At 67.3% G+C, this 15,158-nt stretch carries 14 protein-coding genes, 1 tRNA gene and 2 rRNA genes (1 of these 17 cut by a window edge); 9 read left to right on the top strand and 8 right to left on the bottom strand.

The annotated features are described in order from the left end of the window. The 5 genes from ACTIEW_RS01925 to ACTIEW_RS01945 form a co-directional block, all read left to right on the top strand. Positions 1–1,239, top strand: a 23S ribosomal RNA gene (locus tag ACTIEW_RS01925) (it extends 1,550 nt beyond the left edge of the window). 82 nt (positions 1,240–1,321) lie between these two features. Further along, a 5S ribosomal RNA gene (rrf, locus tag ACTIEW_RS01930) occupies positions 1,322–1,436 on the top strand. A gap of 78 nt (positions 1,437–1,514) precedes the next feature. Next, a tRNA-Met gene (locus tag ACTIEW_RS01935) sits at positions 1,515–1,591 on the top strand. 170 nt (positions 1,592–1,761) lie between these two features. After that, positions 1,762–2,136, top strand: coding sequence for a BlaI/MecI/CopY family transcriptional regulator (locus ACTIEW_RS01940; RefSeq protein ID WP_439476210.1), 375 nt, complete (start codon positions 1,762–1,764; stop codon positions 2,134–2,136). Next, positions 2,133–3,941, top strand: a complete 1,809-nt coding sequence (locus ACTIEW_RS01945) for a M56 family metallopeptidase (protein WP_439476211.1) — start codon at positions 2,133–2,135, stop codon at positions 3,939–3,941. The genes ACTIEW_RS01940 and ACTIEW_RS01945 overlap by 4 nt, the downstream gene beginning before the upstream one ends. A 49-nt stretch (positions 3,942–3,990) precedes the next feature. Here the strand turns inward: ACTIEW_RS01945 and ileS are convergent, their stop codons facing one another. Then, on the bottom strand, positions 3,991–6,999 hold the full coding sequence (gene ileS, locus ACTIEW_RS01950) for an isoleucine--tRNA ligase (RefSeq protein ID WP_439476212.1): 3,009 nt from the start codon (positions 6,997–6,999) through the stop codon (positions 3,991–3,993). A gap of 223 nt (positions 7,000–7,222) precedes the next feature. Here ileS and ACTIEW_RS01955 point away from each other — a divergent pair, with 223 nt between their 5' ends. From ACTIEW_RS01955 to ACTIEW_RS01965, 3 genes are read left to right on the top strand one after another with little or no spacing between them, the layout of a single operon-like run. Continuing rightward, positions 7,223–7,759: a DUF3828 domain-containing protein gene (locus ACTIEW_RS01955; RefSeq protein ID WP_439476213.1), complete on the top strand. Its 537-nt coding sequence runs from the start codon at positions 7,223–7,225 to the stop codon at positions 7,757–7,759. A 40-nt stretch (positions 7,760–7,799) separates the two neighbouring features. Further along, positions 7,800–8,045, top strand: coding sequence for a hypothetical protein (locus tag ACTIEW_RS01960; protein ID WP_439476214.1), 246 nt, complete (start codon positions 7,800–7,802; stop codon positions 8,043–8,045). A 20-nt stretch (positions 8,046–8,065) separates the two neighbouring features. Further along, a complete protein-coding gene (locus ACTIEW_RS01965) occupies positions 8,066–8,668 on the top strand; it encodes an AAA family ATPase (protein WP_439476215.1) in 603 nt (200 codons plus the stop codon). Here ACTIEW_RS01965 and ACTIEW_RS01970 read toward each other — a convergent pair. Genes ACTIEW_RS01970 through ACTIEW_RS01985 form a run of 4 tightly spaced genes read right to left on the bottom strand, consistent with a single transcriptional unit; the run spans position 8,629 to position 11,240 of the window. Continuing rightward, positions 8,629–9,588, bottom strand: coding sequence for a bifunctional riboflavin kinase/FAD synthetase (locus ACTIEW_RS01970; protein ID WP_439476216.1), 960 nt, complete (start codon positions 9,586–9,588; stop codon positions 8,629–8,631). The two genes, ACTIEW_RS01965 and ACTIEW_RS01970, sit on opposite strands and share 40 nt — an antisense overlap. A gap of 7 nt (positions 9,589–9,595) precedes the next feature. Beyond that, positions 9,596–10,057 (bottom strand): MaoC family dehydratase, encoded by a 462-nt coding sequence (locus tag ACTIEW_RS01975; RefSeq protein WP_439476217.1) that lies wholly within the window; start codon positions 10,055–10,057, stop codon positions 9,596–9,598. 29 nt (positions 10,058–10,086) lie between these two features. Next, positions 10,087–10,956 carry a TIGR01459 family HAD-type hydrolase gene (locus ACTIEW_RS01980; RefSeq protein ID WP_439476218.1) on the bottom strand — a complete coding sequence of 290 codons (870 nt, stop codon included), beginning with the start codon at positions 10,954–10,956 and terminating at the stop codon, positions 10,087–10,089. Then, positions 10,953–11,240, bottom strand: coding sequence for a hypothetical protein (locus ACTIEW_RS01985; protein WP_439476219.1), 288 nt, complete (start codon positions 11,238–11,240; stop codon positions 10,953–10,955). Before ACTIEW_RS01985 ends, ACTIEW_RS01980 begins: the two co-directional genes overlap by 4 nt. A gap of 772 nt (positions 11,241–12,012) precedes the next feature. Here ACTIEW_RS01985 and ACTIEW_RS01990 point away from each other — a divergent pair. After that, positions 12,013–12,360 carry a glycine zipper 2TM domain-containing protein gene (locus ACTIEW_RS01990; protein WP_439476220.1) on the top strand — a complete coding sequence of 116 codons (348 nt, stop codon included), beginning with the start codon at positions 12,013–12,015 and terminating at the stop codon, positions 12,358–12,360. Here ACTIEW_RS01990 and ACTIEW_RS01995 read toward each other — a convergent pair. From ACTIEW_RS01995 to ACTIEW_RS02005, 3 genes are all read right to left on the bottom strand, one after another. Next, the gene (locus ACTIEW_RS01995) at positions 12,357–13,049 is read right to left on the bottom strand and encodes a 2OG-Fe(II) oxygenase (RefSeq protein ID WP_439476221.1); all 693 of its coding nucleotides are present in this window, start codon (positions 13,047–13,049) and stop codon (positions 12,357–12,359) included. The genes ACTIEW_RS01990 and ACTIEW_RS01995 overlap by 4 nt on opposite strands. A gap of 57 nt (positions 13,050–13,106) precedes the next feature. After that, positions 13,107–13,313, bottom strand: coding sequence for a hypothetical protein (locus ACTIEW_RS02000; RefSeq protein WP_439476222.1), 207 nt, complete (start codon positions 13,311–13,313; stop codon positions 13,107–13,109). Positions 13,314–13,769: 456 nt separating this feature from the next. Next, a complete protein-coding gene (locus tag ACTIEW_RS02005; protein ID WP_439476223.1) occupies positions 13,770–15,155 on the bottom strand; it encodes an SPFH domain-containing protein in 1,386 nt (461 codons plus the stop codon). Positions 15,156–15,158: the final 3 nt, after the last annotated feature.

Genomic DNA, 15,158 nt, shown 5'->3' on the forward strand with positions numbered 1-15,158 from the left:
TGGTCAGGTAGAGCATACCAAGGCGCTTGAGAGAACTGTGCTGAAGGAACTCGGCAAATTGCACGCGTAACTTCGGAATAAGCGTGACTCACCTAGCGCAAGCTAGACTGAGTGGCACAAGCCAGGGGGTAGCGACTGTTTAGCAAAAACACAGGGCTCTGCGAAGCAGCAATGCGACGTATAGGGTCTGACGCCTGCCCGGTGCCTGAAGGTTAAAGGGAGTTGTGAAAGCGACGAACTGAAGCCCAGGTAAACGGCGGCCGTAACTATAACGGTCCTAAGGTAGCGAAATTCCTTGTCGGGTAAGTTCCGACCTGCACGAATGGCGTAACGACTTCCCCACTGTCTCCAGCACAGGCTCAGTGAAATTGAATTCCCCGTGAAGATGCGGGGTTCCCGCGGTCAGACGGAAAGACCCTATGAACCTTTACTATAGCTTCGCCTTGGCGTTAGCGACCGTATGTGTAGGATAGGTGGGAGACTATGAAACCGGGGCGCCAGCTCTGGTGGAGTCATCCTTGAAATACCACCCTTACTGTCGTTGACGTCTAACCGAGGGCCGTTATCCGGTCCCGGGACATGGCGTGGTGGGTAGTTTGACTGGGGCGGTCGCCTCCTAAAGTGTAACGGAGGCGCGCGATGGTGGGCTCAGACCGGTCGGAAATCGGTCGTCGAGTGCAATGGCATAAGCCCGCCTGACTGCGAGACTGACAAGTCGAGCAGAGACGAAAGTCGGCCATAGTGATCCGGTGGTCCCGCGTGGAAGGGCCATCGCTCAACGGATAAAAGGTACTCTAGGGATAACAGGCTGATTTTGCCCAAGAGTCCATATCGACGGCAAAGTTTGGCACCTCGATGTCGGCTCATCACATCCTGGGGCTGGAGCAGGTCCCAAGGGTTTGGCTGTTCGCCAATTAAAGTGGTACGTGAGCTGGGTTCAGAACGTCGTGAGACAGTTTGGTCCCTATCTGCCGTGGGTGTTCGAAGCTTGAGAGGATCTGTCCCTAGTACGAGAGGACCGGGATGGACATACCTCTGGTGGACCTGTCATGACGCCAGTTGTGCAGCAGGGTAGCTATGTATGGAATAGATAACCGCTGAAAGCATCTAAGCGGGAAACTAACCTCAAAACAAGGCTTCGCTGAGGATCGTGGAAGACTACCACGTTGATAGGCCAGGTGTGGAAGTGGGGCGACCCATGAAGCTTACTGGTACTAATAATCCGATCGGCTTGATCGTTTCTCAGCAAAACTCATTCGATTTTCTCGGCTAACTGCCGAGCTGACAATGTCTTCTCACAATCGTCTATCCGCCTGGTTGACCTGGTGGCTATGTCGGAGGTTCCCCACCCGATCCCATTCCGAACTCGGTCGTTAAGGCCTCCAGAGCCGATGGTACTTCGTCTCAAGGCGCGGGAGAGTAGGTCGCCGCCAGGTCTACCAGACGGATAGAAGATTGTGTTACGGGCCGTCGCCCGATCTCTCGAACAGCTCATCCTTTGCACTACCGTTTGCCGCGGGATGGAGCAGCCCGGTAGCTCGTCAGGCTCATAACCTGAAGGTCGCAGGTTCAAATCCTGCTCCCGCACCCAAGATCTAAAAGCCCCGCCCGGCACAGCCGGCGGGGCTTTTTGCTGTTTGGACCCAGGCGTTCCGCCAGCCGACATCCCCCCTTACCGCGAGTTCACCCCGCCGCCTCAATCTCGCCCCAGTCCGCTACAAACGTAGCGCGACAAATGTAGCGACGACCATAGGAGCCGGTGTGATCGAATCCCTGCCGCGACGCGAGCGAGAGGCCTTTGAGGTCCTGTGCCGTCTGGAGGAGGCCACCACGGGCGCCGTGCGCGTGGCGATGAGCGGCGATCTCAGCGACTCAGCGGTCCGGACCCTGCTGGCGCGGCTCGAGGCCAAGGGACTGGTCGGGCGTCGCTCGGCTGAGGACGGTTTGGTCTATCGTCCGATGCAGCGGCCGCAGGCGCTGGCGGCCGGGGCGCTACGGCGCACGGTCGACACCTTCTTCGCCGGCTCGGCCGTGTCCGCCGCGACCGCCCTGCTGGGCCTGACGCAGAAGCTGAAGCCCGAGGAGCTCGAGGCGCTGGAACGGGCGATTGAACAGGCCCGGGAGCGCGGCTCGTGAGCACCGCCCTGGTCCTTGAACTGCTGCTCAAGTCGGGCCTGATCGCCGGCGCGGGCCTGATGCTTGCGGCCGTTCTGCACCGACGGCCGGCCGCCGAGCGGGTCGACATCCTGCGGGCCACGGTCTGTTTGCTGATCGCCCTGCCGCTGGTCATGGCCATCGCGCCGGGCCTGTCGGTTCCGCTGTTGCCGCCGGCCGAGATCGCGGCCGCCCTGCCGACCCCGATTGTCTGGGCCGGAGCGGTGGAACCGGTCGAGGGCGTGGCCCTGTCCGGCTCAATCCTGTGGCCGTCGGCGGGAGATCTGGTGCTATGGGCCTGGGGCATCGGGGCCATGCTGGTGCTCGGCCGGTTCGGCGTGGGGGTCTGGACCCTGCGACGCTGGACGCAGCGAGGCCGCACCGTGACTGCGCCGGCCTGGACCGCGCCGCTGGCCCGGATGGCGCGCGCCCGCCGTCCGCGCCTGGTGGCGTCGTCGGCGATCGGCGCCCCGCTGAGCTGGGGGACACCGCCCGGCGTGGTGCTGATCGGCGAGGAGCAACTGGCACGGCCCGAGACCGCCCGCGCCGTCCTGGCTCATGAGCTGGCCCATCTTCAGCGCGGCGACTGGATCTACTTGATCCTGTCCCGGATCGCCCTGGGCCTGTTCTGGTTCAACCCGCTGGTCTGGAAGCTCCATGCCGTCCTGTCGGCCCGCAGCGAGGAGGCCGCGGATGCGGTCGCCCTCGGCGAGGTTGATCGCCGGACATACGCCCGCGCCCTTGTCGGCCTCGCCGCCGACTTCAACCCGCCCGCCTCCCTCGGCATGGCCGGACCTGTTGAAACCCTCACCCGAAGGATCGCCTGCATCATGAAGACCTCCGTTCCGCTTCGCCCCCGTCCACTCGCCATGGCCCTGGCTGTCGGCGCCCTGATCGGCGTCGCCACCCCGATCGCCGCGCTGGAATTGACTCCCCGCAGCCAGACCGAGTCACAAGCGCCGGCCGCGCCCGTGGCGGGGTCCGCTTCGGTCGACGCCGTCGATGTTGTTGACGCGGTCGCTCCCGTCGCCCCTGTTGCGGACGTCGATGCGGTCGACGCCGTCGCCGAGGTCGCGCCGGTTTCACCCGTGGCCTCTGACGGTGACTGGTTCGTGGGGCAGGACGCCTATGCGCCGCCGCCCCCGCCGCCCCCGCCGCCCCACCCGCCTCTGCCGCCCGCACCTCCGGCTCCGCCTGCGCCCTACGCGGCGATGGCGGCTCCGCCTGCCCCGCCCGCTCCGCCCGCGCCTCCTGCGCCGCCAGCCCGTGCCCCCCGCGCCTCAGGCTGGGTCCACAACAGCCGGCCGCTGACGGAACAGGAGCGTCAGGCCGTGGCCGAGGCCCGTCAGGCCGCCGTGGAGGCCCGGATCCATGCGCGGGAAGCCCGCCGGGAGGCCGTTGAGGCCCGGGCGCAGGCCCGCGCCCACGTCGCTGCCGCTCCCGAGGCGCGCACTCATTCGAGAGCCGCTATGGCCGAAGCCGACCGGGCGCGCGCCCAAGCGGGAGTCGCCCGCCAACACGCTGCTCGTGAGATGGCCAATGCGCGGGTGCATATGGCCCAGGGCGCGGATCAGATGGTCGCCGGGGCCCAGCAGATGCGCGAGGAATCGGCGCGCCTGCGGGACCCGGCCTATCGCGCGACGCAGATCGAGCGGGCGCGGGAACGCGGCGAGACAGTCACGGACGCCGAACTGCAGGCCCTGTCGCCCCGTTTGGCGAACCAGGCTGAACGGCTTGAGGCGCGGGCCGTGGAGCTGCGCGAACGCGCCGCCCGCCAACCGTCCTGATCCAGGAGGCGCGTCCGTCTGTTCCGGCGTCGCCGGAGCGGGCGGGCCGTCAGCTTCTTTGGGCGTCCCACCAGCGCACGGCGTCCGCATCGCGGGCGCTGAGCTCAGGATAGGCGGGATCGGAGCCGACGTCAGGCACGCGCCGCCATGAGCGGGCGCATTTCTTGTGCTCTGCCGGCTTGAACATGACCCAGACCCAGTCCGTGCCTTCCAATGCGTCGACCGTGACCGGCGTCTCCACTGCGGACTTGAAGCCGTGATTGTCAAACATCTGTTGCGAAAAGTTCTCGGGCACATCGCCCGGAATCACTGCTTCGCTCGTCCGGAAAATCTCGGCGGCATCCAAGTCACTAAACAGTTCTCTGACCCTTGCGTCCTTGATCATCACGACGGGTGCGGCATCGAGCGCCGACCCGATCCTCTTGGCGGCGCGAAGCGGTTCCAAGCTTGATGTGACCACGCGGGTAACCCGTTCGATGGTTTTCCACCGCTCCGCCTCCGCCTCGTTTCGCCACTCCCCCGGCGTTTCCGGGATCACTCGCGCGCAGTTGAAGCCGCCGTCGGGATATCGCGTGCCCCAGGCTTCTTCCATGGTGAAAGGGGTCAGGGGGGCCAGCCAGGCGGTCAGGCGCATGAAGACCTCATGCATCACCGTCCGCGCCGCGCGGCGGCGGATGGCGTCTGGGCGGTCGCAGTAGAGGCTGTCCTTGCGGATGTCGAAATACAGGGCCGACAGGTCGTTGGAGCAGAACTCCAGCACCGGGCGGACGACGTCCTGGAAACGGTACTCGGCGTAGGCCTTGCGAACGTCGCGATCGAGCTCCCACAGACGGTGCAGGATGAATTTCTCCAGCGGCGGCATCTGGTCGAGCGGCAGTCGCTCTTCCTCGTCGAAGCCGACCAGGGCGCCGAGCAGGTAGCGGACCGTGTTCCTCAGCTTGCGATAGGCGTCGACCGTGGTCTGCAGGATCTGTTTCCCGATCCGCTGGTCCTCGGCGTAGTCCACAAGGGCGACCCAGAGGCGCAGGATGTCGGCGCCCCACTCCTTGATGATCGTCGCGGGGTCGGTGGTGTTCCCCTTCGACTTGGACATCTTCTCCCCGTTCTCGTCCTGGGTGAAGCCGTGGGTCAGGACGGCGTCATAGGGGGCGCGGCCGCGGGTGCCGGCGCCTTCGAGCAGGTTGGACTGGAACCAGCCGCGGTGCTGATCCGAGCCCTCGAGATACAGGTCCGCCGGCCAGTGCGAGGGGCGGTCGCCGGTGTAGCCATGCGTCGGGTCGCGCGGCTCGAGGGTGAAGGCGTGGGTGCAGCCGGAGTCAAACCAGACGTCGAGGATGTCCTCGATCTTCTCGTAGCGGGCCGGGTCGTGGGCGCCGAGGAAGTCGGCGTCCGGGCGGGTGAACCAGGCGTCGGCGCCGCCCTCGGCCACGGCCGCGACGATGCGGGCGTCGACATCGGGGTCATGCAGCGGCTGGCCCGTCTGTTTGTCGACGAACATGGCCAGCGGCGTGCCCCAGGCGCGCTGGCGGCTGATCAGCCAGTCCGGGCGTCCCTCGACCATGGAACGGATGCGGTTGCGGCCCGCCTCGGGGTGGAAGGCGGTCTTGTCGATCGCCTCAAGCGCCCGCTCGCGCAGGGTGCCGTCGTTCTCCAGCGGCGTGTCCATGCGGATGAACCACTGCGGCGTGTTGCGGAAGATGATCGGGGCCTTGGAGCGCCAGCTGTGCGGATAGGAATGCTCCATCCGGCCGCGCGCTAGCAAAGCGCCGGCCTCGATCAGCTTTTCCATCACCGCGCCGTTGGCGGGCCCGAACTTGCCGGTCTTCTTGCCCTCGGTCTCCAGCACCTTGAGGCCGGCGAACAGGGGGACGTGGTCATAGTAGGCGCCGTCGGGATCGACCGTGTCGGGCACCTCGTGATGGCCGTGGGCCTTCCAGACTTCGAAGTCGTCGGCGCCGTGGCCGGGGGCGGTGTGCACAAAGCCGGTGCCGGCGTCGTCGGTGACGTGGTCGCCGGCCAGCAAGGGCACGGAGAAGCCGTAGCCGGGCGACAGCTCGGCGAGCGGGTGGGCGCATTCCAGGCCCGAGGGGTTCAGGTCATCGACGCGGGTCCAGGAGGCGATCTTCGCCGTCCTGAAGACATCCTCGGCGAGCTTGTCGGCCACGATCAGCCGGTCGCCCGGTTTGGCCCAGGGCTCGAACTCCAGCCCGGTCTCCATGGCCGTGACCTCATAGAGGCCATAGGCGATTTCGGGGCCGTAGCTGATGGCGCGGTTGGCCGGGATGGTCCAGGGCGTGGTGGTCCAGATCACCACGGCGGGCGTGGCGTGGCGGAAGGCCAGCAGCTCGTCGGGATGGTCGTCAGTCGCGGCGACGACAGGGAATTTGACCCAGACGGTCGGGCTCGTGTGGTCGTGGTATTCGATCTCGGCGTCGGCCAAGGCGGTGCGTTCGACCGGCGACCACATCACCGGCTTGGAGCCGCGATACAGCTGGCCCGAGTTCTTGAACTTGTGGAATTCCGCGACGATCGCCGCCTCGGTCGGGAAGTCCATGGTGGCGTAGCGGCCGGCCCAGTCGCCGAGGATGCCCAGCCGCTTGAACTGGGCCATCTGTACCTCAATCCAGCCGGCGGCGTACTCGCGACAGGCGGCCCGGAACTCGGCCTTGGAGACCTCGTCCTTGCGCTTGCCTTGGGCGCGGTAGCGTTCCTCGATCTTCCATTCGATCGGCAGGCCGTGGCAGTCCCAGCCGGGGACGTAGTCGACGTCGGCGCCGAGCAGGAAGCGGCTGCGGACGACGAAGTCTTTCAGCGTTTTGTTAAGGGCGTGGCCGATGTGGATGTCGCCGTTGGCGTAGGGCGGGCCGTCGTGGAGGACGTAGAGGGGGGCGCCCTCGGCCTGGCGCTGTTTGCGCAGCGCCGAATAGAGGTCGCCCCATTGCTCGATGATCGCCGGTTCCTTCTGCGGCAGGCCGCCGCGCATGGGGAAAGGCGTCTCGGGCAGGAAGACCGTCTCGCGGTAGTCGCGTCCGGTGGGCGTGTCGCTGGCGTCAGCCATGAAATCTCGTCTCGTCGTCTGTGATCGTTCGCGGAGTCTCGATGTCCCGGCGAGCACGGGGCCAGCGGCCCTGCGGCGCTACGCCGGGCGGCGAATCGAAATCGGGCGAAACACGCGGACGGTCATGGTGCGAACGGTCTAGCAGACCGGGAGGCCAGGACGCCAGCCGGGATTGCCAGTCGGGGGCGTCGGCGGGATAGTCGACCATCGCGGGAGGTTTCTGATGCGCCATGTCCTGATCGCCACCGCCATGCTGGCTGGCCTCGGCGCCTGTTCCCCCTCGGGGGAGGAGGCCGTCGAGCCGGCCGATGCACCCGCCGCCCTGCCGCCGGGGCGTCCGGCCATCTATGAGGCTGCGCGGGTCGGGCCCGAGGAGTTCGTGCGGGCCCTTTACGCCGTCCACGCCACGCCGGGCGCGAGCATGGGCGAGCCCCCTGCTCCTGGTCAGGACCCGATCTACGACCGGATGCTGAACGCTATGATCGGCGCGGATTTCGCCAAGGCGGCGGGCGAGGTTCCGACGCTGAACTATGACCCGATCTGCGACTGTCAGGACAGCGGGGGCTTCACCCTGGATTCCGTGACGGTCACCCGGTCGGGACCCGCCGCGGCCGAGGCGGCGGTGATCTTCACCAATGCGGGCGAGACGAAGCGGCAGACGCTGAAACTGGTCAAGGAGGGGCCGATGTGGAAGGTCTCCGACGTGCTGGTCCCCGGGCGGCCGTCGCTGACCGAGCAACTGATGGCCGCCATCAGCTGAACTTGCCAAGACCGCCGCCGGGGCCGATATTGGAGAGACGATGACGGACATCACCATCCAGCGTTCCGACAAGGGCAAACGCGCCGGCAAAAAACCGAAGGGCGTCACCCTGCGCCGCGTCACGGCGGCCAACGGCGAAAAGGTGACCATCCGCGCCATCGACGCCAACAGCCCGACCTTCGGCGAGGATCTGCTGTACGTGTTCAGCAAGAACGTCGAAGCCGCGCGGCGCGAGAACAAGGCGTTGCTGGGATCGCCGTCCGGCGCCCCGAAGCGCGGCGGGTAGGTCTGGCCACCCTCTGGATCGTGGCCGGGCCCAACGGGTCCGGTAAGAGCACCATCTATTCGATGCTGTCCGCGGAAGAGCCTTCCGGCTCGATCTGGATCATCAATCCAGACGTGCTGTCGAAGCGGATCGCCGATCAGGAAGCGTTGCCGCTGAATCCCGACGCCAATCTGGAGGCGGTGAAACGGATCGAGACGTGGCTGAGGGCGTCGATCCGGGCGCATCAGACGATCGGCGTGGAGACGGTGTTGTCGACGCCGAAATATCGCGACGTGGTCGCTGAGGCGCGGCGGTACGGATTCGCAGTCCGGGTGATCTTTGTCTTCCTCGACGAGGCGGATTTGAACGTCGAGCGGGTGGCCATCCGGGTCGAGAAGGGTGGGCATTCGGTGCCGGAGGACAAGATCCGGGATCGGCGCCGGCGGTCGTTCGAGCAGTTCGGCTGGTTTCTGCGGGAGGCCGACCGGGTCGAGGCCTATGACAATTCGGGCGCCGATCCGCGGCTGGTGCTGTCCAAGCATGGCGACGCATTGTGGATCGAGGACGATCTGATACCCGAGCTGGCCGATGCCGTGCATGAGGCCTATCCGGAATGGACGTCGCTGATCGACGGCGAGGACTGAGCCAGAACCGCACGCGCCGCCGCCGCGTCGGCGTTGATCCGTACCTTGAGAGCGTCGAGCCCGTCGAAGGCCATCTCGCCGCGCAGGAAGGCGACCAGTTCGGTCTCGACCGTCTGGCCGTAGAGGTCGCTGTCGAAGTCGAACAACCAGGCTTCGAGCAGGGGCTGGTCGACCTCGAACATGGGCCGGACGCCGAGGTTGGCGACGCCGTCGATCACCCGACCGTCCGGCAGGCGGGTGCGGGTGGCGTAGACTCCATAGGCCGGACGCATGTAGTCGCCCATCGCCACATTGGCGGTCGGGATGCCGATGGTGCGGCCGCGCTTGTCGCCGTGGATGACCTCGCCCTCGATGGCGAAGGGGCGGCCGAGGATGGCGGCGGCGCGGGGCATGTCGCCGGCCTTCAGCGCCTGGCGAACGCCGGAGGAGGAGAGTTTCAGCCCGTCGGGATCGTCGATGCGGTCGACGACGGTGACGCCGAAGCCCAGCGCTTCGCCGTGGCGGCGCAGGCCCTCGGGCGAACCGGTACGGCCCTTGCCGTAGGTGAAGTCGAAGCCGACGGCGGCGTGTGCGATTCCCAATCCGTCCGAGAGCACCTCGCGGGCGAAGGCCTCATCGGTCATCGCGGCCATGGCGGCGTCGAAGGGCAGCAGATAGAGGCGATTGACGCCCAGCGGGGCCAGGGCGCGGGCCATCTGACCGCTGGTCATCAGGCGGAAGGGGGCGGCGTCCGGCTGGAACCAGCGGCGGGGATGGGGGTCGAAACTGACCACGGCCAGCGGAGCGCCGAGGCGGTCGGCGGCGGCGCGGGCCTGGGCGATCACCGCCTGATGGCCACGATGGACGCCGTCAAAGGCGCCGATTGCGACGGCCGCGCCGCGAAGCCGCTCGGGCAGATCGCGCCAGTCGGTGACGATCACGACGAGGTCAGTCCTTTGCGGTGCGCCGGCGGCGGGGGACGCGGACCAGGGCGACGCCGTCCATGGCCAGCTTGCCGTCGACGAAGCCCTCGCAATCCAGCTCGACGCGGGCGCTTTCCGGATCGACGGACTTGACGCTGACCCGCACCAGAACCTCTTCGCCGATCCGCACCGGCATGTGGAAGCCGAGGGACTGGGACAGGTAGATGGCCCCGGCGCCGGGCAGGATGGTGCCGACGACGGCCGAGCCGAACGAAGCCGTCAGCAGGCCGTGGGCGATGCGGCCGCGATAGGCGGTCTTCGAGGCGAAGGCCTCATCCATATGCACGGGATTGAAGTCGTCCGAGGCGTCCGCGAACTGCTGGATGCGCTGTTCCGTGACGGGAATGATCTTCTCCGCCGTCATGCCGACGTGGAGTTCCTCGAGGATGTAGCCGCCGGAGGGGTGCTTCGTCACAATTTCGATCATGGCCCGGCCTTAGCGCGAATTGGGGCTGGTCACCACGTCAGATCGAGCGCGGCGTAGCGGGCCCAGGTGGTTTCAGCCTTCAGCAGATCGGCGGCGCGGGCCGGGTCAAGGCGGCCGTCGGGGCCGCGTGCGGCGTCGCCGTGGATGCCCTGGGCGATGAACAGACAGTCGAGAGCCTGACGGTTGGCGCCCAGAACGTCGGTGACCACGCCGTCGCCGATGCACAGCACGCGGGACCGGTCGACCGGCCGGTTGAGCAGCCGCTCGCCCTCGCTCAGGGCCAGGCCATAGATCGGGTCGAAGGGTTTGCCGGCCATGGTGACGCGGCCGCCGAGGCTTTCGTACAGGTCGGCCAGAGAGCCGCCGCAGTAAATCAGCCGGTCGCCGCGCTGGACCACGCGGTCCGGGTTGGCGCAGATCAGTTCGAGGTCGCGGGCGACTCCGGCGGACAGGCGGTCGCGATAGTCCTCGGGCGTCTCGGTCTCGTCATCGACCGGACCGGTGACCGAGATAAAGGCGGCGTCGGCGGCTCCCTCGGCGATACCGAGGCCGAGACCCTCATAGAGCGGCCAGTCGCGGTCGGGGCCGATGATCCAGGCAGGGCCGGGTGCGCGTTTGGCCAGCTCGGCGCGGGTGGCGTCGCCCGAGGTGACGACCGCGCGCCAGGCGTCCCGCGGCACATTCAGCGCATCGAGCTGGACGACGACGCCCGGCGCCGGGCGCGGCGAATTGGAGATCAGGATGACGTGGCCATGGTCGCGGTTGAACCGGCTCAGGGCCTCGCACGCCTCGGGCCAGCTTTCGCGGCCGTTATGGATCACACCCCAGACGTCGCAGAGCAGGAGGTCATAGTCGCCGACGATGTCGGACAGGCCAGAGAGGGCGTGGGGGAGGGTCATTTGGGGCTGATAGCGGTTTCGGGGGTGGGGGTGAAGGGAGCGTCGTCGGCCTCGTCGGCGTCTTCGTCCAGGTCAAGGAGGATCGCCTCCATCCGGAGCAGCGGCCTTGAAACGATGAAGTCGTTTCGATCGGGACGATGCCCGGCGCGGAACAGCTGCAGATACAGCATCTCCCGATCCGAAACCGGTTCGAACCGGCCCGTCTCCAGACCTTCGAGGCGAATGATCTGGAGGGTGCGGATATAGAGGCTGTCGGTCACTCGTCGGCGGCGGCTGCGGGGCATGAAGGGGCCTTTCGGTCGGGTTCTGAAGCAGAACGGGCATGGGTCATCGCCGCTTGCGGACAAGCGGTCGGGGAGGGCGCGGGGCGGCCGGGCCTCGCCCGGTGCCTTGATTGTTTTACCGTTTCGACGAAGCAGACCTGCCCCGCGCAGCCGTTTTCCACGCGCCCCGCCGGCTGGCGGCCGTTCTCGGGCCTCACCGGCTGCCCGGCCCGCCCTTGCGGGAAGACCGGACGGCGGAACGTGCTGACTGTGTCAGTAGCGGTTCCATCCCCAGGCGCGCGGCGAGCAAGCAGAGGCCATCCATCGACCTCCACGAGGACCCCCGGGCTCTCCTCCGCCCGGGCTTCATCGCTCGACCACAGCCCGCCGACATCGAGGAACGTGGATCCGACGCCCTCCCCACCGACGGGATGGGGCGCATTGTGGGAGGGGCCCTTCCTAAGGCGGGATGGGGACGCTGCAATTTTTTATTGGCCCGCGAAATCAGAGGGTTGGCGGCGGGGAATATGCTGACAATCGGAAAATAGTCAGCAGTCCAAACGCCCCAAACCGCTATCGTCATTCCGGCGAATGCCGGAACCCAGCGGCGCCGAAGGCGAACTGTTGGACGCAGCCGCGCTCCTGACAGGTTCGCGCTCGCGCGCGCCGCTGGGTTCCGGGTCTACGGCTTGCTTCGCTCGCCTTCGCTCGGAATGACGAAAGCGGGGAAGGGCCTCTGAGGAACGCCCCCGCCCGCCCGGCGTTCGATCTCCGGGGCAGAGGGAGAGACGGCATGCGTTCGATTCTGACAATGACGACAGTGGCGGCCTGCGGGCTGGTGCTGACGGGGTGCGCCACCATGCGCGACGACTACGCCTCGGCCTGCGAGCGCGACTATGCCCGCAATCGGGAATTCGCCACCGGAGCCGGGGCGGCGCTGGGCGCGGTGGTCGGGGCGGCGGTGGCCGGGCGCGACAACCGCGAGGAAGGGGCCGCCATCGGCGCCATCGCCGGGGCCCTGATCGGGCGCGAGTTGTCCGAGGAGGACGATCCCTGCGGCTATGGCTTCGGCGGCTACAACAGCGACTACCGCTACGGACGCGAGCGGGTGTACTGGCGCGACGACGGCCGGCGCTACTAGGCCGCGTCGTGGAAGATCAGGCCGAGGGTCATCCGTCTGCCTGACCGGATACGGCTGACGCCGTGGCGCATCTGCACGCGATAGTCGCCGCGCACGCCGGCGGCGGGTCGCTCGCGCACGGCGAAGACGACGCCATGGCCCTGTCGCAGCGGCACGACGTGGGCCTGTGACTGGCTGCGCGGTTTCTGTTCGACCAGCACCAGTTCACCGCCGTCGAAGTCCGCGCCGGGCGCGCTGAGCAGGACCGCGGTCTGAAGCGGGAAGACCAGGTCGCCGTAGAGGTCCTGATGCAGGCGGTTGTAGTCGCCGGGACCGTATTTCAACAGCAGGGAAGTCGGTCGGCTCTGGCCGGCGGCGTGACAGCGCGCGGTGAACGCATCGAGATCGGCGGGGAAGTCGGCGGGGCGGCCGAGGCGGGCGTTCCAGCCGTTGGCGACGGGGGCGAGGCCGGCGTAGAGGCGCCGCCGCAGGGCCGGGAGCGGATCGGGCAGGGGCTCGGCGAAATACTGGTACTCGCCCTCGCCGAAACCGTGGCGGTCCATGACGACGCGGCTCCGAAAACGGTCGGGCTCGGCGTAGAGGGCTTGCAGGGCGAGACAGGTCCGCGGCGTGAGCAGGGGGCCGGTCAGGGCCCAGCCCTGGCGGTCGAGGTCGGCGGCGATGGCCGGGAAGTCGAGGGCGTCGGTCATGGCGGCACAGACCGCGAACCGGGCGCGTCGTCTGGCGGTTTTCGGCGGTCGCGCCGGTCAGTCGAAGCGGAGGCCGACCTCGTCGCCGGACTGCCAGGCGACGGCGCACGGGCGGTCGACGGCGGCGATGCGCAGGATCAGCCGGCCGCTGATGCGGACGCCGCTGGTGGAGACGAGCCGGACTTTGGCGCCGCCCTCAGTGAGGTTGCGGACCACGACGTCGGCGCACTCATGATGGGCCCCGTGCAGGATCTGGCCCTTCATGGCCACGCGCGGGCGGGGCCGGCGTCGCGCGTCAGCGGGTGGGGCGTCGGGAGCGGTCATGACGGGGACAGTGTACGCCGCGCGGGTGGGGGAGGGGTTAAGAGGGTTTGGGAATGTCGAGCCCTGGTCATCCCGGACGACGCAAGGCGGCGATCCGGGACGGCGTTCGCCCATCGCACGGGCCTTCCGGAAATCGCGACGCGATTGTCCGGAAGACGGGTGGCCGCCGCGCTGTATTCTGACCCGTCTCCCGGATAGCTGCTGACGCAGCTTCCGGGAGGGCGAAGTGTGTAGGGCTGGCGTCCCGGCTCTCCGATTCGCTTCGGCCGGGATGACAGGGCGCCAAGGCCGTTGTCGGATTTAGAGCAGGAATGGCCGCTATGGTTGGGAAGCGGAAGTTGAGAGCGGTGCGGCTTACTGACATTCCCGTCGTCGGCCGAACGGACCTGAACAACGCTACTCTTTGGGCTTTGCAGCGCCCTTCGTCGCCCGCTCCACCACGGCCTTGCCAGCGTCCGTCTGAGCCAGCCCCTCCAGCATCGCGCCGAGGGCTTGGCCGCCCCTCGCGCTGAACACGTCAGTGATGCTGCTCATACCCCCGGGCACGTCGCCGCCAGTCACGATCACCTTGATGTCGGCGGCGCGCAGGGCCTCAGCCTGGGCGACACCCACGGCCTGCCCGGCTTTGATTTGCTCCACGCGCACCAGGTAGGTCTGGTAGCCGTCGTTTCCGCCGATCTCCTTGGCGAGTTCGATCTGCGTCGAGACCGGCGCCAGAAGCAGTAGCCGCTCGGCTTCGGCGCGGCTCTGGCCCTGCGCCAGTAATCCTTCGGCGTCGAGCTTCTGCTGTGCCAGCGTTCCTTGCGCGACCAACTCCAGCCGTTGACGTTCACCCTCCGCGGCGATGACCTGCTGTCGGCGCTGCCCCTCCGCCCGGATGATCGTGACCTCGCGCTCCTGAGCGGCCTGCACCTCCGCGACCCCCTTGGCGATGTCGGCGGAGCGCGTATCGGCGACCAGCTTCACATCCATCTCACGTTCGGTGGTGTCCTTCTGGGCGACCAAAACTTCCTGCTCGGCGACCTGCTTGGCGATGCCGACCTGCTTTTCCTGCTCGGCCGTCCGCATTCCGACCTGCTGCAGAGCGTCCTGCTTGTTCACCTCGACGATGCGTTCGGCTTCGATTTCCTTGGTCTGGGCAAATTGGCTGTTCATCGCCACGGCCTCCCGGCTCTCGCGGTCGATGCGGGATTTTTCCTTCGCCATGATGTTGGCGATGACCTGCGAATTGGCGCTGTCGCGGATGTCCATGAACTCGATGTTCTTGACCGTCTCGACGCCCCACGCCTGAAGCTGATTGTCGACCTGGGCGGTAAAGGCCTCGGCCAGGGTTGATCGGGCTTCGAGGATGTCTTCGAGCTTGTGGGTGGCCAGCACGTTCCGGACGGCGCCCTGAAGGATGCCGGACAGCTGGTGCTGCAGCTCGTCGAAATTGGCGACCTTTTCCGCCGCCGTGTCCGACTCTGCGATCCGCATGAACGCCTGCACATCCACGCGGAACGGGAGGCGCCCGGTGTCGTAGGCTTCGTAGTCTTTCAGGTTCACGTCAAATATGGAGACCGGGAACCTGGTCACCAGGACGCCGACCCTGGGCAGGAAGGCCGGCCACTCGTAGTAGACGTTTCCGGCCGACTGACTGGCGCCGTAGCTGACGCGAGACCGCCCGCGCTGGACGATGTGAACTTCGTTGGTCGGGACCACCCGGCGCAGGACAAGCGCGATCAGGAATCCAACGGCAAAGACGCCGAGCGCCACGCCGCCGGCAATGATATACATGTTCATGTG

Source organism: Brevundimonas sp., assembly GCF_051860745.1.
Taxonomy (GTDB): domain Bacteria; phylum Pseudomonadota; class Alphaproteobacteria; order Caulobacterales; family Caulobacteraceae; genus Brevundimonas.